The sequence below is a fragment of the Pseudomonas sp. B21-023 genome, from assembly GCF_024749165.1.
GTDB lineage: Bacteria > Pseudomonadota > Gammaproteobacteria > Pseudomonadales > Pseudomonadaceae > Aquipseudomonas.
The window spans coordinates 4,091,542-4,115,695 of the sequence record NZ_CP087190.1; the positions used below are offsets into that span (position 1 = coordinate 4,091,542).

Genomic DNA, 24,154 nt, shown 5'->3' on the forward strand with positions numbered 1-24,154 from the left:
GCCCTATCTACATGAAGGCTAGGTCCGTTCGCCGCCAGGAACCGAAATTAGAGTAGTAAAAATAAATCTGTCCCCTTTTCCGCTGTCCCCTTTTCCGCTCACAGCAGGCAAACTAGATCTGTCCATTTTTCAGTCCCTTTCATGCTTTCCATGCCCCAGATCGATAGTAAAATCAGCTAGTCATTTGGCTCTTAAATGGCATAATCTGACGGTTCGTTGACAACAATCTCACCAGCTTGATTTAGCGAGAACAGTCCACATGCAGCCAGTCATACAACACCCTTGGGATATAACCCCAAGCGAAGCCATAGATCTACAGATACGACTATCTAAACTAGTGGTCAAGCAAGATCATCTTGGGTCGATCTCTAGTATCGCAGGCATTGATGTCGCCTACCACAAAGAGAACGATACACTGATCGCCTCCATTGTTGTGGTTGACGCAGAAAGCCTGGAAATCATCGAAGAGCATGCATGGTCGGGTACGACTTCGTTTCCCTATATTCCTGGTCTTTTTTCGTTTAGAGAGCTGCCTTCAATCGTGAAGCTCTTATCAACTATAACCCACCGACCTGACCTGATCATCTGCGACGGGCAAGGTATAGCTCACCCTCGTCGGTTTGGCTTGGCATCGCACTTGGGGGTACTTTATGACATACCCACTATTGGATGCGGCAAAAGTCGCTTCATCGGTGAATACGCACCTCCCCTTGATGAAAGGGGATGCCAATCAGGCCTGTTCGACGGCGACGAACTAATCGGAGCCGCGCTCAGGACTCAAAAACATGTAAAACCTGTGTTCGTTTCAATCGGCCACCGAATCTCCCTTGAAACTGCCTGTCACTGGGTATTGAATGCAACACGCAACTATCGACTACCAGAAACGACCCGATTTGCAGACCGATATGGAAGGCAATTCTACGAACAGAACAAACACCCCATTACCCCTCCAAACTAACCTTCCGATTATTTAAATATACGTCACATTCGGGACGAAGCACCTGAAACTGGACGCACCCTTCACGCCACCAGTCAACGCAATCCTTAGCAGCCACAACTTTCAATACACTCAACTGCTGATAATTTTTCAAACACTGCAGAATTTCCGATGTCCCATTGACACCATCCAGCTCTAACTCTCTGATACAGCGCTCATTGTCGCCCATAAAAATGTAATCAACCACAGCCTTGTCAATACCATCTCCAATGAGTGAAACCCGGGCCGCACACTTAAGAGAGGAGAGCTCCGCTTTATCACGCAACACAGGAAACCTTATGCACCCGATCACTTGCGGTAGCTTAGAAAAGTAGTCACCCAACAGAGTCAACCGCTTCAGACCTTCCAAAGAAAATTTCAAGGAAAACATGAAAATATTATTCTGGTGAACCGTCATCGCTTCCAGTCCACCGCCTTCGAACCACTCATAACTCTGCGGAACATCCTCCCCGATCTCGACAGTACGCAACTGCCCATCTGGGAAATATGTTACTTCCTCTATCACCCAGCCATATTCATACAAGCGCTCGCTGACACATACATCTCCACTGAACTCATAGGAAAATCCATTGTAGACACTATCTCCCCAATAAAACTGCTCCCCCGTATAGTCTCGCTCCATTTCGATACTATTACGCACCTCCCCAACAATAAACTCGCTACGGTAGACATCAACATAGCGGCCATCGTCATACATACCTCCCCCAACCACATGACCATTCGAGAGTTCCAACGCGCCCCCGGTGTAGGGCACGCCCCGAAAAGTCCACAATCCGCCCTGGTTGCTTATCGCATTTCTTTTGATAATCATCAGTGCTTCCTTCCGCTAATCACATCGGCATCCTTCAGTACACCGCTACAGTTCGAGCACGCCTCGAATTTATCCCCTTGACCCTGCTTCGGTGCCAGCTTGTAGGTGGCCACTTTCACATCATCAATTGATACCTTGGGGTACCGAGTAAGCGCGCTATTCACCGCTCTGACCTCGGCATGCAGCCCAGGAATACCGTTCTGGACATCAAATCTCTTTCCATTGCTGACAAGGTTTTCAATCATTCCTTTAACCTGAGGTGTCAGCGGCGTTCCTGTGTCAGCATACAACTGGCCCACCTTCCGCATGAACGCCCCCTGATCGACCACTGTGAAATACTCCTTGGCCTCGCCAAACCGTTCTATCCCCGGAAATTTCGGCACCTTCGCACTTATATTGGTGAACGCCTCGCTCACATAATCCCGCCCAGGTACACCTGCCCTCGACAACGCGACACCGGCAGTATCCCCTGCTTTAATCAGCACCTCAGCTTCTGAACCAACCCTCTGGAAAAGCAGGCGGTCAAATTCGGCACTATTCAACGAATCAAGGTGGCCAAATTCCCCGTCCACCCCGGGCCGCTTGCCAGCACCGCCACTGGCGCCCTTTCCAGCTGACGCGCCCCCCGCATCAACCAGGGTTTCCTTGCCAACCACTGGCCTGATTGAACCAAGGTCACTTGTTACGACAGACCCAGCCCCTCCCCTGACACCAGCCCCCAGAGTAGCCATACCCAGCAAGCCAGCCACCATGTTACCAGCGGCATTCCACCCATCCCCCTCAACTGCCTGCTTAGCCCCCTGAGTAAACTGCAAAGCCCCGTTGGTCGCAGCAACAGCCCTGATCGTGCTGCCGATGGATCCCGTCAGGAAGTAGATGGCAGGGTCGCCCAGGTTGGCTAACCCTTGCTGTTCCGCTGCGTTACGCAAGGCTCCCCTAGCATCCAGATAAGTCTGCTCATCGGCACTACGATCGTGAGTCCAAGCCAGCTTCTCAACCAATCCCAATTGGCTGCGCTGCGCATCAGACCAAGCGATCTTGTCCTGACTGGTGCCTGCGTATGGGTAGCCATATCCGTAGATCTGCTCACCGCCGAGCAGACTGGAGAGGCTTGCCTGAGCTGCCGCAGGGCCTTTGGCATCCATTCTTTCGAAGGCATAGACCTGCAAATAGGCAGTGAGCTCAGCCATGTCATCCTGCGTAAGCGACGATGGGTCACGCTTGTAGGCTTCCAACAGTTTGTCGCTTCGCTGATCCGCGCCTTCCAGCTTGACCAACTCTCGCGCTGCTTTCAGCCCACCGTCCTTGCGGAAACTATCTCGCGCCTCGTCCCGCTGTTTCGCCGAATGGTCGCCCAGGAAGTTGTACTGAGTGCCATTCTTCGCAACCCATGCCGCTTTGTTCAGCGAGGCGGCATTGGCATCTTCCTGGCTCGCCGCTGCCAACACGCCAACGATCTGCGAGCTCATGGTCAGCAAGCTCTCGTTGCCACCCGCCAGCTTGTTGAGCTCTACCACCAGCGCCTCGTTTGCGCCGGCCGCCAAGGCGCCAGTCTTGAAGTCCCCACCCGTCGCTTTCGACAGCAAACCACCGACCATTGCGTGAATGGCAATCTTGGGCAGGCTGCCGTTCTCGATACCCCATTTATGAGTGTAATCACCAACTGCGTTGAAACTGGCAGCGGCCAGCGTATTGAACAGCGCCCCCTTGAGCGCTTCACTGGCATTTCCACCCTGTCCGAGCGCCTTGCTCAGCAACATGGATGTGCCGTTCTGCAGCGTTTGGTTGGCCGCGAACTGGCCTACGCCTTTCAGGGTGTAGAGTTTTGGACCAATGACTTTGCCTGTGGCGATGTCGGTTTTCGTTCCAGTCCAACCGTCGAAATAGGCTGCTGTCAGTCCGGCTGTCACGCCAGAGATGACATAACCTTTCATCGCATCGGACGACGTCACATCCTTGACTACCGCCCCAAGGTTGCCCCGGTTGTTGATGACGCTCACCGAGGCATTGGTAGATGCCCCTGTCGCGACCGCCCCCACTACAGCGCCTGTGATCCCACCATTCGCCCAAGCCGCTGCGGCCGGCCCTACAACTGCTGCCATCACGATTGCGATCGCCAGTTGGGCAGCAGGCCCCAATCCAGAATTGCTGTACTTGAACGAGTCGTGGATCTCTTTAACCTGACGCCAGTCCACGCCACCTTGTGCTTCGACCTGCTTGAGCCACGCCAGCTTCGGATCGGCCTTGACCATGGCATCGATGGACTCACTCACCGTCTGCTGGTTGACCTGGCGTACATCCACATGAATCTTGCCTACGGCGTTGATGACCAGATCACCTTTGGCCACCAGCTCACTCTGGCGCACGGTTTCATCTGTGCGCCCTTCACCCTTCATGCTGAACCAGCCAGCATTTGACTTGCTCTTCTCGTGACTCTCCTGATGCATGTCCTTGACCGCTTCGAAGGTCACCGAACCGCCGCTATCAATGGTCAGGTCCGCACCGGAGGCGAGTTTCGCGCCCTGGTACAACTGGTCACCGCCGCTCTCGAGGGTCAGGTTGCCACCACTGGTGATCTCGCTCCCCACCGCCTTCACGTCGGTCACTTCATCACGCTGGGTCTTCTTGCTCCCCCAGCCACCCTTCTTGTTCATGTCATACAGCGAGTACTGGCTGTCGTTGGCGGCCAGCAGCTCGAGCTTGTCGCCGGCCACCAGGTAGGCTTCGTCGCCGGCGCTGGCCTTGCTCGCCACCATGCGCAGGTCGCGCCCGGCGTCGATGGTCAGGTCGCCGCCGGCCTTCACTTCGGCCGACTGCTGCTCGACGTCGTCCTCCTGGCGCTCGTACTTGGTCTTGCCTTTCTTGCCCTTGGCGTAGCTGTGCTCCTCGTTCGCCGCGGCGGCCAGGGTCACGTCGCGCCCGGCCTGCAGGGCCAGATCGCGGCGGGCCTCGATTTCGCTGGCGACGATGCTCAGGTCCTGGCCGGCCGTGGCGGTGAGGTTGCCGCCGGCCTTCACCTCGCTGCCGTACTGGGTGATGCTGGTGTCGTGGCCGCTGACGCGGCGGCGCTGGTACTCGTGGCTATCGACACCTTCCTGGCTGGCGATGATCAGGTCACGCCCGGCATCGAGGTCGATGTTGCCGCCGGCCTGCACGGCGCCGCCGACAATGCCGATGTCCTGCCCCGCCGTGATGGTCAGGTTGTTCGCCGCCTCGATGCGCGCGGCGGTGTCGACCAGGTCCTTGGTCACGTGCTCACCGCCCGCGCGGCCTTCCAGGCGGGTGACGCTGCGCTCGTTGATCACGTCGCCGGTCAACGCGGTAAGGCTCACTTCACGCCCGGCAATGATCCCGCCCTGGGCATTGCGGATCGACTCGGTGGCCAGCATGTCCAGGCGCCCGCCCGCCTCCATCAACCCGGCGTTGCCGATGTTGGTGGCGCTGACAGCGAGGTTGTTGGTGGCGCGCAAGGTGCCGACGTTGACCAGCTCGCCGCCGCTGATCAGGTTGACGTCGCGGCCCTGGATCAACGCGCCGTTGGGGGCCACGCGGCCGTTGGCGTGGGCCAGGTACAGCACCGGGGCGAGCACCGTCTCGCCGTTGACCTCGATGTTTTCCATCCACACGATGTCGTGGGTCAGCGCCGCCACCTGCTCGGCGCTGAGCGACACGCCTACGCTCAGCGACAGCTTGTCCTTGCTGGCGATGGCGTTGTCCATCAGGTAGCGGAACAGCGTCTCGTCGCTGGTCATGCCGTCGATGTAGCGCTGCCCGGTACGGGCCACCACCGCCTCGCGGATCAGGCGTTGCTCGTAGAGGCCGTCGCCCAGGCGCTTGATCGCCTGGTCCGGCTTGATATTGAGCTGGCCAAGCATGTAGTCGGAGCTGAGGAACTGCTTGAGGTCGGTCAGGACCGGGTTGGTCTCTACCAGGTACTTGTGCGAGACGCTCGGCACGCTGCGCTCAGGCACGCCCTGGACCAGCTTGACGCCAGCGGCCAAGCCGCCCAGCGCCACGCCGGAGCCAGCCACGGCGCCTTGGGCAGACGCCGCGCTGTCGGCACCGAGCGCCGACGCCGCGCGGCTGTCGGCGCTGGCCGCAGTGGCCAGCGGTGCGATGAAGGTGCCGCTGCCGGCTTGGGTGCGGTCAGCGGTCGCGCCCAGGGCGTCACCGCTGATGGCGGCCTGGCCGGCCTGGCTGCTGATGCGGAACAGGCCGTTGTTGCCCTGGGGCAGGCTGAAGCTGGGCAGCGTCACCGGGTTGACCTGGCGCTGGGCCAGGTCCGGCGGCAACTGCGGGTTGAGCGCGCGCACCTGGGTCTGCGCCTGGCGCGCATCGGCCGTGGCATCGCCACGGGCGTTGATGGTGCCGGCACCGGCCTGGTTGACGCGCACCACACTGTTGTCGATACGCTGGGTGGCGTTGATGGTCACCGCACCGGCCGACTGCACCACCGCCGGGGCGACCACGGCGCCGGCAATCGGCGTATTGTTGTCGATGACGTCATAGATGCTGGCATACGGATAGCCAGACGCAGCCATCACCTGGTCCAGGGTCAGCGAACCCGGGTTCTGGTTGAACTGGTTCTTGGCGTTGATGAACGCGTTGTACTGGCCGCGATCACGGGTGTACATGCTGGCGGTGAGGTTGCGCTGCTCGCCGCCACCGGCGCCCTTGTTCTCGAACACGGCCGTATTGATGGCGATATCACCGCCCGCCGAGACACTGCTGTAGTGGTTGCGGAACGCGTCACCGGCAAAGGTCAGCTTGCCGCCGCTGGTGATGAAGGCCGTGGGGCTGTCCTGGTCGATGACATCCTGCCAGCTCTCGGTGGCCGAGAAGTACAGCTCGCAGCCCTTGCCCTTGCAGCGGTCATCGGAATACACGTTGACGTAGCCGGCGACCAGCTTCTGCTTCGAGGTCAGGTGTTCCTTGCGGTTGAGCAAGGTGTCCACCGCCAGGGTCATGCTGCCGGCGCTTTCCATGCTGGCGGAGATATTCTCCAGCAACGCGGCGCGGGCGCTGCCGTTGCCGGCCAGGTCCAGGCCACCGAGGCTGTAGATGTCGCCGTAGTAGTTGCTCAGGCTGCCTACGCGCAGGGTCATGTCGTTGCCGCTGAACACCAGGCCGCGCTGGTTACTCAGGGTATTGGCGGCAAGTATCACTGCCGCGGCGCCACCGAGGGTGCCGCGGTTTTCCAGGCTGGCGGCGTTGACCGTAAGGCCACCGAGGGCGGTCAGGCGACCGTCGTTGCTCAGCAGGTTGCGGGCGGTCACCACGCTGCCCGCGCCGCCGGCCAGGCTGGCGGCACTGGACAGGCGGATATCGGTGGCGCTCAACCCCAGGCTGCCGAGGCTGCTCAGGCGGCCGTTGCCGTCGTAGTTGCCGGTGAGGTCGAGTTGCAGGCTGCCATCGCTGGCCAGCAGGCCATGGTTGGTCCAGTCGCCACCGCGGCCCTTGAAGCTCTCGACCGCCAGCAGCTTGCCGCTGGCCGTCTGCACGAAGCGTCCGATGTCCAGCTCCAGGCGCCGGGCCTGCAGCACGCTGCTGTTGGTCCAGCTGGCGGCGCCGATGCTCAGCAGGCCATCGGTGTGCAGCACACCGCCGGCCTGGGTGACCTTGTCGGAGGCCAGGCCGAAGGTGCCAAGGCCGGTGTGCAGCAGTTGCCCGCCGCTGTTGCTCAGGCCGCCGATCTGCAGGTCGAGGTCCTGGTTGGCAGTGGCCAGCACGCCGTTGTCGTTGAGCAGGTCGCCTGCAACGATGAAGCGGCTGGTGCCGGCCTTGCCAAGGGCGCGCAGGTTACCGTTGCGGTTGTCCAGCAGGCTGGCGCGCAGTTGCAGGTCGCTTTCGCTCTCCAGCTGGCCAAGGCCGTTGTACAGCGCACCGCTCAGGCCGAAGTCGATACGCCCGGCGCCGACTTTGCCGCCCTGGTTGAGCAGTTGCTGGCCCTGCAGGTGCAGCAGCCCGGCGGCGTACAGGCCGCCGCCCTGGTTGTCGAACTCGGCGGTGACGAGCTGATTGTCGCCACCCAGGGCCGAGAGGTAGCCGCCCTGGTTGTTCACCCGGGTGTCGGCCTTGATGTCCACCGACTGCGCCTGGGTGGTGCCGCCGCCGTTGTCGAACAGGCCGCTGAAGACGCCCTTGAACAGGCCTTTGGCCGCGCTGAGCATGCCGCTGCCGCCGTTGTCGAGGCTCGCGGCGTGCAGCTCGAGGCCGCCGGCCTGGCTCTCCAGGCGCCCGCCGTGGTTGTTCAGGGCCTTGTCCAGGCGCACTTCGATGGCGCCCTGGCTCTTCAGCGTACCGGCCTGGTTGTCCAGGGCATCGGCGTGGATGTCGAGCTTGCCGTGTTCGCTGAACAGCAGGCCATCCTGGCCGTTGAGCAGGTCACCGTCCAGGCGCAGTACCAGGTTCTGCTGGCTGGCCAGGTTACCGCCGCGGCTGTTGTCCAGCGTCGTTGCGTCAACGCGCAACAGGCCGTGGCTGATCAGCTTGCCGCCGTTGTTGGCGACACTGCCGGCCTTGAGCAACAGGTCGGCGCCACTGACCAGGCGCGCGCCGTCGGTGTTGAGCAGCGCCTCGGCCAAGGTCAGGTCAAGCAGCGCGCGGCTGGTCAGCTGGCCCTTGGCGTTTTCCAGGCGCTTGCCAGTGACGGTGATCACCTGGCCGTTGATCTGCCCGCCCTGGTTGTCGATGACGGTGCCTGCCTGGTCGAACGCCAGGTCGCCGGTGGCGGAAATGAGGCCGCCGCCGCTGTTGTCGAGCCGGTCGGTGACACTGAGGGTGATGGCCTGCTCGGAAGAGATGATGCCCTTGCTGTTATGCAGGTTGGCCGCGGTGACCTGCTGGTTACCCTTGCTGACCAGGGCGCCCAGTTCGCGGTTGTTGAGGGAACCGTCCAGGGTCACGGTGAGGTCGCCGTCCTTGCTGGACAGGGTACCTTCACCGCTGTTGTTCAGGTCGGTCCCCTTGGCCAGCAGGCCCTGCGCGCCAGAAATCAGGCCCTTGGCGCTGTTGTCCAGCTGCGGCGCCTCCACGGTCAGCCGGCCATCACTGAGGATGCGCCCCTGCTGGTTGTCGATGCGTTTGGCGAGCAGGTTGTAGGATTGCTGGCTGGTGATTTCGCCGGCGCTGTTGTCGAGCTTGCGCAGGTTCTGGATGTTCAGTGGGCCGTTGGCGCTGATCAGGCCGCCCTGGTTCAGCAGGTCGCCGCCGTTCAGGTCGAGGTCGAGCTTCTGTTCGCCGATCAGCCGCCCCTGGCGCTGGATCAACGTGCTGACGCGCAGCAGCAGGTCGCCCTTGGCGGAGATTTCGCCGCCCTGGGTGGAATCGACCTGCCCGGCCACCAGCGTCAATGCGCCATCGCTGTGGATCCGGCCGCCGCGCTGCAGGGCATCGGCGTCGTTGCGCAGCTCGCCGGTGGTCAGCTTCATCGCCTGCTTGCTGCTCAGGGTACCGCCACGGTTGTCGAGTTCACTGCTGTCGACGGTCATCGCCGCCTGGCTGGTGAGCTGGCCGCCTTGATGGTTATCCAACTGGCCGGTAGTGACGGTCACGCCGGTGTTGCCCGACAACAGGCCGCGCTCGCCGTTGAGCAAGCCGGCGCTGGTCACGGTCAGCCCGCCAACGGCGGACAGGATGCCCTCGTCATGGTTGTCGAGCTGCTCGTCGATTGTTGCCTTGAGGGCCTGGCCGCTGGCCAGGCTGCCACCGCTGAAGTTGTCGAGGCTGACGGCCGCGACCTCGAGGTCGTGGCTGGCCGACAACACCCCCTTCAGGCTGTTGTCGAGGACGCCGGCGATGCGCAGGGTCAGGTCCTGGCTGCTGACCACTCGCCCACCCCGGTTGTCGAGACGGCTGGCGACCAGGCTGAAACCACGGCTGCTGGAAATCTCCCCGGCGTCGCGGTTATCGACCACGCCGATCTGGCGCAACAACAGGCTGCCCGGCGAGCGCAGCAGGCCGTGGTCACGGTTCACCCACTGGCCGTGCTGCAGGTCGAGGTCGATACCGGTCTCGCTGACCAGTTGCCCGTGGTCATGCTGGTCGAGGCCGGTCAGCGTGGCGTCGATCTGGCCGGCGGCGCTGATGCGGCCATAGCCGTAGTTGTCGAGCTGGGTACCGACCAGCAGCAGGCTGCCGGCACCGATGTTGCCCTTGGCGCTGTTGTCGATGGCGCCGCTGCGCAGCTCGGCGAGGCCCTGGGCGCTGATGATGCCGAGGTGGCTGTTGTCCAGGCGACCGGCCTTGAGCAGCAGCCCGGTATTGGTCACCAGGGTGCCGCCCTGGTTGTCCAGCAGCTCCTGGCTGGTCAGGTCCAGGGCCGCGATGGCCGAGACCTTGCCGCTCTGGCGATTGAGCAGCGTGCCGACATTCAGGGTGACGCTGGCGTCACTGACGATCAGGCCGGCGTCGCTGTTGTCCAGCTTGCCGTCCAGGGTCACGTCGATGTGCTGGTGGCTGCTCAGCTTGCCGCCGTTGTTAAGCAGCTCGGTGCCGTGCAGGCTCAGGCGGTCATGGCCACTGAGCAGGCCCTTGTTCTGGTTGAGCAGGCGCTGCACGGTGAGGGCCAGGCCACGGTCGCCGATGACCTTGCCACCCTGGTTGTCCAGCAATTCGCTGGCATTGAGGATGACCTTGCCGGCGCTGGAGATCTCGCCCTGCTGGTTGAGGATGCGCGCCGCGCTGATGTCGGCCACGCTGGTCGCACCAATCTTGCCGCCCTGCTGGTTGTCGATCGTGTCGGCGGTGAGCAGCAGGCTGCCCAGGCTGGTCAACCTGCCGCCTTGATGGTTCAAGGTGCCCAGGTGGGCCTCGAGGTCGCCCTTGGCGGTGATGTTGCCCAGGCGCTCGTTGTCGACCTTGTCGGCGATCAGGTCGAGGCGACCATCGCTCTGCAGGTGGCCGGCATCGCTGTTGGCCAGGCTCTCGACGTCGATAAGGGCCTTGCCCTTGGTAGTCGCCACGCCCTTGTCACGGTTGTCGAAATGCCCGCCGGTGACGGTCAGCGAGCGGTCGGCGAGGACCAGGCCGCCGCGGTTGTCGAGGCGCTTTCCATCCAAGGTCAGGTCGCCGAGGCTCGACAGCAGGCCGTTGTCACGGTTGTCCAGGGTCGCCACCTTGACGCCCAGTGTGCCGTCGCTGCGCAGGTTGCCCTTGCCGCTGTTGTCCAGGCCCACGGCCTTGAGGTCGAGCAGGCGCTTGGCCGAAACCACGCCGAGACGGTTGTCGATGTCGGCGCTGGCGTTTATCAGCACATCGCCGCCGAGCAACTGGCCGCCACCGTTGAGCAGGCCGGCGGTGGTTATGTCCAGGCGGTCGGCACTGAGCTTGCCGCCGCCCTGGTTGTCCAGCAGCGCGTGGGTGGTCAGCCTGGCCTGCCGGTCGCTGCCGACCAGGCCTTGGTCACGGTTGTCCAACCGGGTGGCGGTGACCTGCAGGTCGCCCTGGCCCACCAGGCGGCCGCCACGGTTGTCGAGGGTGGTGCCGACGTCCACCACGGCCTTGCCCTTGCCTTGCAGCAGGCCTTGGTCACGGTTGTCGATCGCGTTGGCATTGACCGTCAGGATGTCGTCGGCCAGTGCCTGGCCTTTGCGGTTGTCCAGCTGGCCAGCCGTCAGGGTGGTGACTTGGCCCTTGAAGGTGCCGCCCTGGTTGTCGAGGGTGGTGCTGCCGGTGGCCTCCAGGGTGCGGTTGGCCACCACGCTGCCACGGTTGCGCAGGGTCTGGCCGGTGAGGGTCACGTCGCCGTGGGCATTGCGGGTGTTGTCCGGTTCCACGCCGGCTTCGATGATGCCCTGGTTGTCGATCCGCGCGCCGGTCACGGTGATGCTGTCCTTGGCGGCGAGGCTCTGGCCGACCGTTACCTCGTCACGCACGCGCACGGTGGCACTGCCGGCGGCGTAGGTCTTGCCGGTCAGCTCGGCGCTCTGCGCGGCGACCGTCAGGTTGCCGGCACTGGACGTCTGCGCCAGGGTCACCTTGCCGTTGGCGTCCACCTGGATGTCGCCAGTGGTGGCGGCCATGTTGCCGGCCAGCTTGACGCCCACGCCCTGCTCGGTGCCGACCAGGCGAATGGTGTTTGCATACATGCCACCCAGCGCCGAACTGTCGATGGCCAGCAGCGGTTTTTCGCCGCCCTCATCGGCACGCGGCGTGGCCTGCAGGGTGTCAGCCTTGACGTCGTTGCGCCCGGTGACGATGTTCAGCTGCTTGGCGTGCAGTTCGGTGTTGAGCTTGGCGCTGCGGGTGATCAGGTCGAACTGGTCGAGGTTGGTGGCATTGAGCGCATCGCCTTCGATGGCGATGTCGCCGCCGTCCACCTGGAAGCGGTCGAGGCGCTCGCCGTCCATGATCGGCTTGCCGGTGGTGAGGGTCGCCCGCGGCGTGTTGATGAAGCCGCAGCCCTTGCAGGTGATGCCATGGGGGTTGGCGACGATGACCCGGGCCGCCTGCCCCGCCACCTCGGTGTAGCCCTGCAGGGTACTGCGGTTGCCGCCGGTGACCTGGTTGAGAATCACCTGGGCGGCCTGGCCCCTGAGGTTGGGGTTGCCGACGATGATGCCGCCCAGCTGGGTCGACTGGGTCTTGCTGGTGGCGTTGTTGAGGATCAGCCCGTTGCTGCCGACGTTGTAGTCGCGGAAGGTGTTGGTCGACAGGCCGCTGCCGTTGGGCGTGGCGATATTGACGATCGGCACCCCGTTGCCGGCCTGCTTGAGGCTGGTATTGGCGTTGGCCGCCGCATCGACGGTCAACTGCGCGGCCGTGGCGACGATGGGGTTGAGGAACAGCACCCCCGCGACGATCAGGGCAATGCATTGGTTCAGTGGGGTGCGGATATCCATGTCAAACAAACTCCAGGCGCGGGCGGCGGTGTCACGGGCAAAAGGTGGATCGGGGCTCAGAAGAACGCGTCGACACGGAAATAGATCGGGTGTTCGCGGCGGGTGATGACGTCGGGGCGCTCCAGCGAGCGGGCAAAGGTCGCGCTGGCGGCGAAGTACTGGCCGCGCACGTTGAACTCCAGGGCATTGCCGCTCAGGCGGCCATGGTCCTGGCCGTTACCGTGCTGGCCCTTGATCACCCCCGCGTCGTAGGCGAACGCCATGCCGTATTCGCGCAGCCAGGGCTGCAGCGACGCCCAAGTGACCGGCCGGCGCCAACGCAACTGGTTGCGCCAGTAGCCACCGCTGTCGCCGGTGAGGGTCTGCTCCTTGAAACCGCGCACCGAGGTCAGCCCGCCGACGCTGATGCGCTGGCCACTGTAGAGGGCATCCTCGCTGCGCTGGCCGGTGGCCAGGCTGTCGAAGCTGAACTGCTCGCCCCACAGCTGGAACGGCTGCAGGTAGCTCAGGGTGAGGGTGTACTTGTTGTAGCGCGCCACCGGTTCGTTGCCGCGCGGATCGCCTGCGCCCTGGGCGTCGAGCGCGCCGATACCCTGCTGCCAGCCGGCATCGAGGTTGACGAAGGCATTGCCAATGCGACGACCGTGGTTGACGCCCAGCTGGCGCTCGGTGATACGGGTGCTGGAAACGTCGATCAGGGTGTCGTCCAGGTAGTTGCGCGCCCGCAGGTGGCTGACGCCGACATTGACCGCGGTCTTGCTCAGGCTGTCGCGGTGGATCACCCGTTCGGCCTGGAACTGGTGCACGCTGTTGTCGCCGTCGAGCTTGAAGGGGAAACCGCTGGAGGTGTCGCGGGTGCGGTAGTAGTTGTGGTTGTAGCTGTAGTTGAAGGTCCACCAGCCCCACGGCAGGCTGTAGTTCAGGCCATGGCTGTCGGAGTGGCGCCAGTGGTCGCTGACCACGTCGCGCCCGCCACGCAGGCTCAACTGATCGGCCAGGCCCAGCGGGCTGTCCCACTCCAGGCCAAGGTTCATCTGCTGCTCGCCGCTGCTGGCGTCGCCGTTGTTGTGACGGCTGGCCGAGACCCGCCAGGGCTTGTCACGCTGGCCCTTGAGCTGCACGCGACTGCCGCCGACCTCCTGGCCGGGCACCAGCTCCACCTCGACCTGGCGCGAGGGCAAACGACCGAGCTGGTCGACCATCTGCTCCATGTCGCGCAGGTTGAGCACCTCGCCAGTCTTGCCGGGGAAGGCCATGGCCATTTCCCGGGGGCTGGCCAGGGCGGAGCCGTCCAGCCCTTCCAGGCGGCCTTCGACAATGATGATCTGCAGCACGCCGGAGCCCAAGTCCTGCTGGGGCAGGTAGGCCCGGGTGGTCAGGTAGCCACGGTTCAGGTAATGGTCGGTGATGCGCTTGAGCAGCTCGTTGAGCTGGCCGACCTGCAGGCACTTGCCTTCGTAGCCTTCGAGCAGCGCCTTGCGCTGTGGCTCGTCGAGCAGGCTGGCGCCTTGCAGGTCGATGCGCTGGATCTGGAAGCAGCGCCCTTGCTCGGCGGGCTGGGCAGGCGCCTGCGGTGCCTGCCTGCCCGGCAGTTGCTGGAGCTCCTCGAGGCGCTTGCGCTGCTCCTGCAGCAGGTTCTCCTGGCGATCGCGGATCAGGTCACGATCGCCGGGTGTCTGGAACGGTGCGGCACCGGCGAGCAAAGGCAAAAGTGCCAGGCCTGCGGTCAGGAAGCGGGTAGGAAGGGGCATGGGGCGTGGTCCGTCACTTAAAGCCGACTGCATCACTGCGAAATTGCCGCGCAGGGTACTAGAGGACAGCAATGCCATCAATAAGCCATCTTTCTCCTGGTATTGCCGGATAATTCCTTTATGCCAGCAAGCCTCCGTTCATTACTTTACTGTTGGCGCGCAGGCTTGCCGGCAGGCCGGAACCACCACCCCTGCTGCATGCCCGCCGCCGCCAGCAGGATCAGCCCCACCCCAAGCCATTGCAACGGCGCCAGACGATGGTCGAACGCCACCCAGTCGACCAGGATCGCGGCGATCGGGTAGATGAATGACAACGCACCGGTCAACGCCGTGGGCAGGCGCTGGATGGCGCTGTACAGCAGCACGTACATCAACCCGGTATGCACGATACCCAGCGTCACCAGGCTGCCAAGCGCCGGCAGCTCACCCGGCAGCCCGCCAAGCGTTACCCAGGGCGCCAGCAGCAATACGCCGGTACTTACCTGGATCAGCGCGATCAGGTGCGGCGGCGTGCCGGTCAGGCGCTTGATGATCAGCGCTGCCACGGCATACAGGAACGCGGCGCCCAGCGCCAGAAGGATACCCAGCAGGTACTCCTCGCCATTGGCCTGCCCCGCGCCATGAGCGCTGACGATGGCGAGCATGCCGAGGAACGCCACGCTCAGCCAGGTCAGCTTGGCCAAGGTGATCTTCTCGCCCAGGAACAGCGCCGCCAGCCCCACCAGCATGAACGGCTGGACGTTGTACACCGCAGTGCCGATGGCGATCGATGCCCGCGAGTAGGAGGCGAACAGCAGTACCCAGTTGCCGACGATCGCCACCCCGCTGACCACCGCCAGCAAGAAGGTGGCGCGGGTCAGCACCCCCGGCTTGAGAAAGCCCATGGCCGCGCAGATCAGTAGCAAGGTGCCGGCACCGAACACACAGCGCCAGAACACCACCTCCAGCACCGGCTGCCCGGACACCAGCACGAACCAGCCGATGGTCCCGGAGATCAGCATGGCAGCGATCATTTCCAGCGAACCACGGCGCAACGCATTGTCCATCTCACACCTCCTGTCGACGATGGGCACAGTATGCGGAGGGTCGAAGGTGACCTTCCAGCGGATAACCAAGGCATATCTTGGCTTGCGCCTTTACTATCAAGGCATATCTTGAAAATTGCCTAACGAGGCCGCCATGACCGATGCCATCGACCAGTTACTGATAAACGCCCTGATGGAGGACTCGCGCCGCTCGCTCAAGGCCCTGGCGCAGATCAGCGGCCTGTCGGCGCCCAGCGTCAGCGAGCGCCTGCGCCGCCTGGAGGAGCGCGGCGTGCTGCGCGGCTACACGGTAGAGGTGGACCCGCGCTGTTTCGGCTACCAGTTGCAGGCCATCGTGCGCATCCGCCCGCTGCCGGGGCAGTTGCAGGAAGTGGAACGGCAAATCGTCGCCATCCCCGAGTTCACCGAGTGCGACAAGGTAACCGGCGAGGACTGCTTCATCGCGCGCCTGCATGTGCGCTCGATGGAGCAGTTGGACACGCTGCTCGACCGCCTGAATGTGCTGGCCGAGACCAATACCGCGATCATCAAGAAGACGCCAGTGAAGCGGCGCTTGCCGCCGATGGCGTGAGCAGGCCCTATCGCGGGGCAAGCCCGCTCCCACGCGACGGGATTACCAGCCATAAGGCCAAGGGCCGCGAGAAAACATGTACACAAAAATGTCACCGTAGGTGCCATTTTTGTGTGCACTTCTCACAGGTAACGCCCCATTAGGTTACACACTTGAATCAACTAGATCTGACCATTCGATCAACTAACAGACCCGACAAAAAATATAACCTGTTCATTTGGTCAGTTTATATTTCCTTTATTTCATTGACTTATCTTTCAAATAGATAGATTCAAAATAATGGCAACTTGAAAGCGAGTTGATCGCTGGCATGGAACTGGCTTTTGTGTGTCCGTGTTTTGTATACAAACTCAACAAAACATAAATACACAATAACCCGCAGCGCTGCCCCATCGGCGGCCGTTGCGCCCAGAACCCAGTGATGCCAACGCCTGCACCGACGAGATGGCGAGCCCGTGCGCCAGCGCCCGCTCATCGCAGTCACGCGCATCAGGAGCCGCCGGAATGAGTAGCAGCCTCCCCCTTGCCCCTGAACTTTCCGTTGCCAGCACCCATCCCTCGACCACCAGCCTCGAAGGCCACCCCGCCGACCTTGAACTGAGCCCACGCCTGCACAACCGCGACCTCGCCCCGACCAAACTCGAAGGCCGCCGCTGGGGCGGCTACAGCATCTTCGCGCTGTGGACCAACGATGTGCACAACATCGCCAACTACTCGTTCGCCATGGGGCTGTTCGCCCTCGGCCTGGGCGGCTGGCAGATCCTGCTGTCGCTGGCGATCGGCGCGGCGCTGGTGTACTTCTTCATGAACCTGTCCGGCTACATGGGGCAGAAGACCGGTGTGCCGTTCCCGGTAATCAGCCGTATCGCCTTCGGCATCCACGGCGCGCAGATCCCGGCGCTGATCCGCGCGGTGATCGCCATCGCCTGGTTCGGCATCCAGACCTACCTCGCCTCGGTGGTACTGCGCGTGCTGCTGACCGCGGTGTGGCCGCAGGTGGCGGCCTTCGATCACGACAGCATTCTCGGCCTGTCGAGCCTGGGCTGGGTGTGCTTCGTGGCGATCTGGCTGGTGCAGCTGGTGATCCTCGCCTACGGCATGGAAATGGTGCGCCGCTACGAGGCGTTCGCCGGGCCGGTAATCCTGCTCACCGTGGCCAGCCTCGCCGTGTTCATGTACTTCAAGGCCGATGCGCGCATCGCCTGGTCGGTGGCCGAGCCGCTGAGCGGCTACGAGATGTGGCGCAACATCTTCGCCGGCGGCGCGTTGTGGCTGGCGATCTACGGCACCCTGGTGCTCAACTTCTGCGACTTCGCCCGCAGCTCGCCATGCCGCAAGACCATCCGTGTCGGCAACTTCTGGGGCCTGCCGGTGAACATCCTGGTGTTCGCGGCGATCACCGTGGTGCTGTGCGGCGCGCAGTTCCAGATCAACGGCCAGATCATCGACAGCCCGACGCAGATCGTCGCCAGCATCCCCAACACCGCGTTCCTGGTGCTCGGTTGCCTGGCCTTCCTGATCGTCACCGTGGCGGTGAACATCATGGCCAACTTCGTCGCCCCGGCCTTCGTGCTCAGCAACCTGGCGCCGCGGCATCTGAACTTCCGCCGCGCCGGGCTGATCAGCGCCACCCTGGCGGTGCTGATCCTGCCGTGGAACCTGTACAACAGCCCGCTGGTGATCGTGTACTTCCTCTCCGGCCTCGGCGCCCTGCTCGGCCCGCTGTACGGAGTGATCATGGCCGACTACTGGCTGCTGCGCAGGGGCCGCATCAATGTGCCCGAGCTGTACAGCGAGAACCCCACCGGCGCCTATCACTACACCAAGGGCATCAACCTGCGCGCCGTGGCGGCATTCCTCCCCGCCGCGCTGCTGGCCATCGTCCTGGCCCTGGTGCCCAACTTCCAAAGCGTCGCGCCGTTCTCGTGGCTGATCGGTGCCGGCATCGCCGCCGCCGTGTACCTGCTGATCGCGCCGCGCCATGTCCAGTACCACGACGTCAGCGGTGAATGCATCGCCGTCGACCACAGCAGCCACTGAATTCAGGGAGATCCGTCATGCGTATTCTGATCGCCAACGTCAACACCACCGCCGCCATCACCGAAGCAATTGCCGAACAGGCGCGCAGCGTGGCCGCGCCCGGCACCGAGATCGTCGGCCTGACCCCGTGGTTCGGCGCCGAGTCGGTGGAGGGCAATTTCGAAAGCTACCTGGCCGCCATCGCGGTGATGGACCGGGTGCTGGCCTACGACCAGCCGTTTGACGCCGTGATCCAGGCCGGCTACGGCGAGCATGGCCGCGAAGGCCTGCAGGAACTGCTGGAGGTGCCGGTGGTGGACATCACCGATGCCGCCGCCAGCACCGCCATGTACCTGGGCCACGCCTACTCGGTAGTGACCACGCTGGACCGCACCGTGCCGTTGATCGAGGACCGCCTGAAACTGTCCGGGCTATACGAGCGCTGCGCCTCGGTGCGCGCCAGCGGCCTGGCGGTGCTGGAGCTGGAAGCCGATCCACGGCGTGCGGTGGAAGCCATCGTCGAGCAGGCCGAGCGCGCCGTGCGCGAGGACAAGGCCGAAGTGATCTGCCTGGGTTGCGGCGGCATGGCTGGGCTCGACGAGCAGATTCGCCAGCGCACCGGGGTGCCGGTGGTGGACGGCGTGAGCGCGGCGGTGACCATCGCTGAATCGCTGGTGCGGATGGGGCTGAGCACCTCCAAGGTGCGTACCTATGCCACGCCGAGGGCGAAGAAGGTGGTGGGCTGGCCGATGCGCTTCGGGCGCTGAGAGACTCGGCGCCTGCTTAGGCCCTATCGCCGGCAAGCCGGCTCCCACAGGACACTGCAGCCCTTGTGGGAGCCGGCTTGCCGGCGATAGGGTCAGTTTCGTCAGCGCAACAGCCGTGCCAGCCGCTCGCCACTGCCACACGCCAAGGTAAACCCCAACGCGCCATGCCCCAAGTTCAGCCACAGGTTGCGATACCGCGTGGCCTCGATGATCGGCACCCCGGTCGGCGTCGCCGGCCGCATCCCAGCCCACTCCACCGCCTGTCCGTAATCAGCGGCCTGCGGCAGGGTCTCGCGGGCCAACCGGCGCATGCTCGCGAGCCTGCCGGCATCCACCGCCTCGTCATAACCGACGATGTCCACCATCGCCGCCACCCGCAGTTGATCCTCCAACCGGGCATAGACAATCTTGCGTTCGTAGTCGGTGATGCTCACCTCGGGCGCCCGGTGCGTGGCAACGACCGGCGCGGTCAGGCTGTAGCCCTTCAATGGGTAGACCGGCAGGTGCAAGCCTGGCAAGGCCAGGCCGACGCTACGGTGCCCGGCGCTGAGCACCAGGCGCTGCACCTCCAGCCTTTCACCGCCCAGCTCCAGCGCGACCACACGCTCGTCGCGCGCTATCAGCCGGGTCACCGGCCGCCCCAGCAGCAACCGGCATTGCCCTGACGCCTGCAGGCGTTCGGCCAGGCGCAGGCAGAAGCGGTGGCAGTCGGCGACCTCCTCGTGCGCAGTGAACACGCCGCCCACGAAAGGAGCTTCGGCAAGCGCCGGGTCGAGCCCGCGTAGCTCGGCGGCATTCAGGACCCGTTGCGTGTCGGGATCCAGCAAGTGTTGGCGGCCGTGCTCGAATGCACGCTGTGTTCGAAACGCGACCAGCTTGCCATTGCGGCGCCAGGCGAAGCCATCGAGGCCGTCCTCTTCACGCCAGCGGGCGAGAACGGCCTGGCTTTGCAAGGCCAGATCCAGCAACTGGGCGGCATTGCGGCGATTGACCCGGGTACGGCAGGCCATGACGAAGGCCGCCAGCCAACGCCACTGCGCGATGTCCAAACGTAGCCGCAGACGTAGCGGCGAATCGCCGCGCAACAGCCAGCCCAGCGCTTGCCATGGCACCCCGGCATCGGCCAGCGGCGCCACGTAGCGATATGACAACTGCCCACCATTGGCGAAGCTGGTCGCGCTGGCCAAGCTATCGCGAGCTTCGACCAGGTCGACCTGCCAGCCTTCGCGCACCAGTGCATAGGCCGTGGTCAGCCCGACCACGCCGCCTCCGATCACCGTCACCCGCTCCATCGGCACATCCCTGCCCGGCCCAGAAAGCCAGACAGTAACAGCAGGTCAGGTCGGGCAGCCAGGCTCGCCGTTATCCAGGCCCTGGCGCACGTTACGGCTGAGCAGGGTCGCCTTGCCATCGCGCCAGGTCAGCGTGAGCACGTACAGGGAGTCGAAATCGTCGCGATGCCAGTCCTCGGTGAGCACCCGGTCTTCGCCCAGGGCCTTGCCGGCCACGGTGTTGATCAGCTCCGGCAGATACCCCCGTGACCAGGCCGTGTAGACCGTCGCATTGCGGTACTTGTCACTGAGCAGTTCATCGGCCAGCGCGGCTGTGTCATTGGCGCCGTAGTCGATGTTGACCGGCAAACCGAGGCGGATGGCGGCGGGGCTGATGGTCATCAGCGGGCGGATATAACTGTAGCGCTCATCCTGGCTGCCCTCCTCGACACCTCGTGAAGGGTTGGCGGCGAAGACGTAGTCGGCATCCCCGAAACGCTCGGGCAACAGGGTGGCCAGGTCCAGGGCCCGGTTCAAGCCCTGGCAGTTCAACTGCCCGAGACCCTCGCCGGGTTTCTCGGCGTGACGCAGGAACACCAGGGTCTGGGTCCCGTCGACCGGTTGCGCCCGGCTTTCGACCACATCCAGGGCCAGCGGCACGGCGGCGGCGACGAGCGTCAGGCTCAACAGCAGGTGGCGGCGACGGCGAAGGAAGGCTGGCAGCTTCATACAGGGCGGGCTCTATGTGGCACTGGATATCGGGTTGCCCCGCCACATGTCCCTGTCGTGATTGCCATCCTTGGCAGCGAGTGAGGCTCAGAGTGCCTGCGGCCCGTTTGGTTCCTCCATGACTGCACATACCTTCCTTGGACAATCAGCACCTTAGCGCATCGGTGTTGCTGAAGTATTACAGGCGGTTCAGTCGTCGCGGGTCAGCACTTCCAGCAATTCGATCTCGAACGTAAGGTCCGAATTCGGCGGAATCGCACCGACCGAGCGTTCACCATAGCCCAGGTGCGCCGGTACCTGCAGCTTGCGCTTGCCACCCACGCGCATGCCCATCAGGCCCTGGTCCCAGCCCTTGATCACCCGGCCGGTACCGATGACGCACTGAAACGGCTTGCCGCGTGCCCAGGAAGAATCGAATTCACGGCCGTCAGCCAGGGTGCCACGGTACTGGGTGGTGATCAGCGCACCCTTGACCACGGCCTTGCCGTCGCCTTCCTGTAGATCGATGACGTGCAGCTCACTGCTCATGGCAGGTTCCTCGAAGCGGTTTTTCGTGGCCGCCGTTTTCTCAGGAATGCGCAGGTTTGGCAAGGCGGGCGGTGTCAGGTGGGGGCGAACTGGTCAAAGACCTGTTGACCGGTGAGGTGCCGGGTCTCGTTCTTGAAGCAATACCAGGCGGGCTGTTCGTCGACGAATATCTGCTCGGTGAAGCTCCAGTCTTGCTCGCCATCCAGCAGGCCGACCGGTACGACGTACAGGTCGCTCTCTTTCAGGCGGTAGAACAGATGCGTGCCGCACTGGCCGCAGAAGCCGCGCTGGGCCCAGGGAGAGGAGTCATAGGCGATGGGGGCCGGGCCTTCGATGGCTGGGGGCTCGGTGCATTGCACTGCCAGCAGCGGGCCGCCGGTCCATTTGCGGCACATGCTGCAATGGCAAGCGCTGACATGGTTATTCTCGAGCGTGACACTCAGTCGGGTTTTGCCGCACAGGCAACTACCTTGCTTTTCCAGTGACATGGCCCGGGCTCCTTGCTGTTGTTCTTGGGGACTTGGAGTATAGGGTCCGGCCGGTCAAGAGCAAGAACGCGCATCAATGGGGCTGGGCGGCCCCGACAACGCCATCGTCAGGCAGCACGCCCAATCGGATAGAACGTACCCCGGCTCCAAACCCCAAGCCATTGCTCCCCCTCGATCTCGCGTGGCACCGCCAGTTCCACCAGCTGGTAGAACACGTTGCGATGGACCAGCGCCTCGAGATTGCCGCGCACCAGCACATAGGGCGAAGGCTCTTGGGTGACCGGATCGAGTTCGACCCGCAGCGGATGGTCCGGCCCGGCCTCGACCTGGTCCTCGACGTTGCTGGTGAAGCGCAATACCTGCTGCTCGCCACTGCCCTGCACATCGAGCAGCACAGCCACGAACGGCGCGTCATCCACCGTGATACCGACCTTCTCCACCGGCGTGACCAGGAAGTAGTCGTCGCCATCGCGGCGAATGATGGTGGAGAACAGCCGCACCATCGGCTTGCGGCCAATCGGCGTGCCCAGGTAGTACCAGGTGCCGTCACGCGCGATGCGCATGTCGATGTCGCCGCAGAAATCCGGGTTCCACAGGTGCACCGGGGGCAGCCCCTTGTGCGCGGGGATCTGCGCCAGCAGATCGCTGGCCTTGCCGGAATCGCTCATGACGTGCTCGCTCAGTTGCTCATGCCCAGGAGGCTACGAGCGTACTCGCGCATTGGCGCGGCAAGCAAATCCTGTGGCGTGTTGTCGTGGAACGTCAACAAACCGCCGCGGCTCTTGATCCGCGCCGTATCGATCAGATAACGGGTGCTGGTCTCGATCAACATCATCTGTACCACGCCACGGTCCCAACCCAAGCGGTCGACGGCCTGCTCGTCATACCATTCGTCACCGTTGCCGATACGGTCGTCGGTACGGGCGAAACGGGTGTACAGCACGTAATCGGCGCCGACCGAACGGGCCTCGGCGATCGCGTCCTCCAGCCCCAGCGGGCCTTGGGCACGGCGCACCAGCGGGAAGTACTCGACGAAACTCTTGAAGGCCTCCTCGGCCACTGCGTTCTGCCGTGGCACCGGCCCCTTGCCCGGTGGCACGAAGGCGCCCTGGCCGATGAAGATGAACGAGTCCGGCTGCAAGCGGATCGACAGGGTACGGGTGGTGTCGCTGTGATCCAGCAGGCCCGCATCACTCATGTGGTAACGGACGCCCTCGCCCATATCGCTGACATTCATGCAGCCGCCCAACGCCATCAGCGCCAGCAGCAAGACCAGGCTACGCATCTTTCCTCCAGAAACCGGTGACGAAAAACCGGCGAATAGCCGCAGGATGCAGCTTTTGCGCCAGAGTCAGCCGCCGATCACCTTCATCACCATCACATCGCCGGAAAATGCCACATCCTGCTTGTCCGCCAGGGCCTTCACCAGTAGCCGCTGCAATGCCGGAAGCGCTTGATGACGGGGCTTGTCGAGCAGGTCCCCGAGAAAATGACGGTTACTCGACGACAGGCAACCATGCAGCCAGCCGGTGGACGACAGGCGCAGGCGCGAACAACTGCGGCAGAATGGCACGCTCTCGTTGGCGATCACCCCGAAATGACCTTTGCCGGGAATGCGATAGCGCAAGGCCGTGGCATCCAACGGGCGTGGCGCCTGTTCATAGGCATGGGACTGCCCGATCAGCGCCAGCAGTTGCTCCAGGCCTACGAACTGCTGCAGGAAGGCGTTGCCATCACGCGCCAGGTGGCCCATGCGCATCAGCTCGATGAAACGCAGCTCGTAGCCGCGCTCAAGGCAATAGTCGAGCAGCGGCAGCACCTGGTCGAGGTTCTGCCCGCGCATGGGCACCATGTTGACCTTGATCGCCATCCCCGCGTCACTGGCCTGGGCCATGCCCGTCAGCACGCTGGCCAGGTCGCCGCCCCGGGCGATGCGGCGAAAGGCCGTGGCATCGAGGGTGTCGAGCGAGACGTTGAGTCGGCGGATACCTGCTTCGCGCAGCAGCGGGAGCTTGCGGGCGAGCAACTGGCCGTTGGTGGTCAGGCTGATGTCCTCGAGGCCCAGCCCGGCCACCGCGCCGAGGAAGGCCTCCAGACGTGGGCTCACCAGCGGCTCGCCACCGGTGATGCGCAGCCGCTCCACCCCGGCCGCCTCGACCAGGTACGCCACGCCCCGGGCCAGGGCATCCGCCGTGAGCTCGTCCTGCGCCGCCACCAGGCGCTTGCCGTCAGGCACGCAGTAGGTGCAGGCATAGTTGCAGGCAGCAGTCAGGCTGACGCGCAGGTTGCGAAAGCGCCTGCCTTGACGATCGACGATCATGGATGACTCCGGCAT

At 63.7% G+C, this 24,154-nt stretch carries 15 protein-coding genes; 4 read left to right on the forward strand and 11 right to left on the reverse strand.

What is annotated here, in order from left to right; translation table 11 throughout:
* The first annotated feature begins 259 nt into the window (after positions 1-259).
* Positions 260-958, forward strand: a complete 699-nt coding sequence (nfi, locus tag LOY42_RS18300; protein WP_102683565.1) for a deoxyribonuclease V — start codon at positions 260-262, stop codon at positions 956-958.
* On the opposite strand, the gene LOY42_RS18305 is transcribed toward nfi, so the two are convergent.
* The 4 genes from LOY42_RS18305 to LOY42_RS18320 all read right to left on the reverse strand — a co-directional run bounded on the left by LOY42_RS18305 (position 942) and on the right by LOY42_RS18320 (position 15,446).
* Positions 942-1,808, reverse strand: a complete 867-nt coding sequence (locus LOY42_RS18305) for a hypothetical protein (protein WP_102683566.1) — start codon at positions 1,806-1,808, stop codon at positions 942-944. The genes nfi and LOY42_RS18305 overlap by 17 nt on opposite strands.
* Entirely contained in the window at positions 1,808-12,649 is a 10,842-nt protein-coding gene (locus LOY42_RS18310; RefSeq protein WP_258598705.1) for a DUF637 domain-containing protein, read from the reverse strand. The genes LOY42_RS18305 and LOY42_RS18310 overlap by 1 nt, the downstream gene beginning before the upstream one ends.
* A 56-nt stretch (positions 12,650-12,705) precedes the next feature.
* Positions 12,706-14,400, reverse strand: a complete 1,695-nt coding sequence (locus tag LOY42_RS18315) for a ShlB/FhaC/HecB family hemolysin secretion/activation protein (protein ID WP_258598707.1) — start codon at positions 14,398-14,400, stop codon at positions 12,706-12,708.
* Positions 14,401-14,546: 146 nt separating this feature from the next.
* On the reverse strand, positions 14,547-15,446 hold the full coding sequence (locus LOY42_RS18320; RefSeq protein ID WP_102683571.1) for a DMT family transporter: 900 nt from the start codon (positions 15,444-15,446) through the stop codon (positions 14,547-14,549).
* Between the two features lie 133 nt (positions 15,447-15,579).
* Here LOY42_RS18320 and LOY42_RS18325 point away from each other — a divergent pair, with 133 nt between their 5' ends.
* The 3 genes from LOY42_RS18325 (at position 15,580) to LOY42_RS18335 (ending at position 18,803) form a co-directional block, all read left to right on the forward strand.
* Positions 15,580-16,017, forward strand: coding sequence for an Lrp/AsnC family transcriptional regulator (locus LOY42_RS18325; RefSeq protein WP_028692812.1), 438 nt, complete (start codon positions 15,580-15,582; stop codon positions 16,015-16,017).
* 504 nt (positions 16,018-16,521) lie between these two features.
* On the forward strand, positions 16,522-18,057 hold the full coding sequence (locus LOY42_RS18330; RefSeq protein ID WP_258598710.1) for an NCS1 family nucleobase:cation symporter-1: 1,536 nt from the start codon (positions 16,522-16,524) through the stop codon (positions 18,055-18,057).
* A 17-nt stretch (positions 18,058-18,074) separates the two neighbouring features.
* Complete coding sequence (locus tag LOY42_RS18335; protein WP_110703939.1) at positions 18,075-18,803, forward strand: aspartate/glutamate racemase family protein; 729 nt, start codon at positions 18,075-18,077, stop codon at positions 18,801-18,803.
* Positions 18,804-18,904: 101 nt separating this feature from the next.
* Here the strand turns inward: LOY42_RS18335 and LOY42_RS18340 are convergent, their stop codons facing one another.
* The 7 genes from LOY42_RS18340 to LOY42_RS18370 form a co-directional block, all read right to left on the reverse strand.
* Entirely contained in the window at positions 18,905-20,095 is a 1,191-nt protein-coding gene (locus LOY42_RS18340; RefSeq protein WP_258598713.1) for a D-amino acid dehydrogenase, read from the reverse strand.
* A gap of 45 nt (positions 20,096-20,140) precedes the next feature.
* Positions 20,141-20,803, reverse strand: coding sequence for a hypothetical protein (locus tag LOY42_RS18345; RefSeq protein WP_023629101.1), 663 nt, complete (start codon positions 20,801-20,803; stop codon positions 20,141-20,143).
* Between the two features lie 189 nt (positions 20,804-20,992).
* A complete protein-coding gene (locus LOY42_RS18350; RefSeq protein WP_102683576.1) occupies positions 20,993-21,331 on the reverse strand; it encodes an FKBP-type peptidyl-prolyl cis-trans isomerase in 339 nt (112 codons plus the stop codon).
* A gap of 74 nt (positions 21,332-21,405) precedes the next feature.
* Positions 21,406-21,819, reverse strand: a complete 414-nt coding sequence (locus LOY42_RS18355; RefSeq protein ID WP_258598716.1) for a GFA family protein — start codon at positions 21,817-21,819, stop codon at positions 21,406-21,408.
* Between the two features lie 107 nt (positions 21,820-21,926).
* Positions 21,927-22,487, reverse strand: coding sequence for a DUF1285 domain-containing protein (locus LOY42_RS18360; protein WP_258598718.1), 561 nt, complete (start codon positions 22,485-22,487; stop codon positions 21,927-21,929).
* Positions 22,488-22,498: 11 nt separating this feature from the next.
* On the reverse strand, positions 22,499-23,104 hold the full coding sequence (locus LOY42_RS18365; protein WP_023629097.1) for a DUF4823 domain-containing protein: 606 nt from the start codon (positions 23,102-23,104) through the stop codon (positions 22,499-22,501).
* A 66-nt stretch (positions 23,105-23,170) separates the two neighbouring features.
* Entirely contained in the window at positions 23,171-24,139 is a 969-nt protein-coding gene (locus tag LOY42_RS18370) for a GTP 3',8-cyclase MoaA (RefSeq protein WP_198754893.1), read from the reverse strand.
* Between the last annotated feature and the right edge of the window lie 15 nt (positions 24,140-24,154).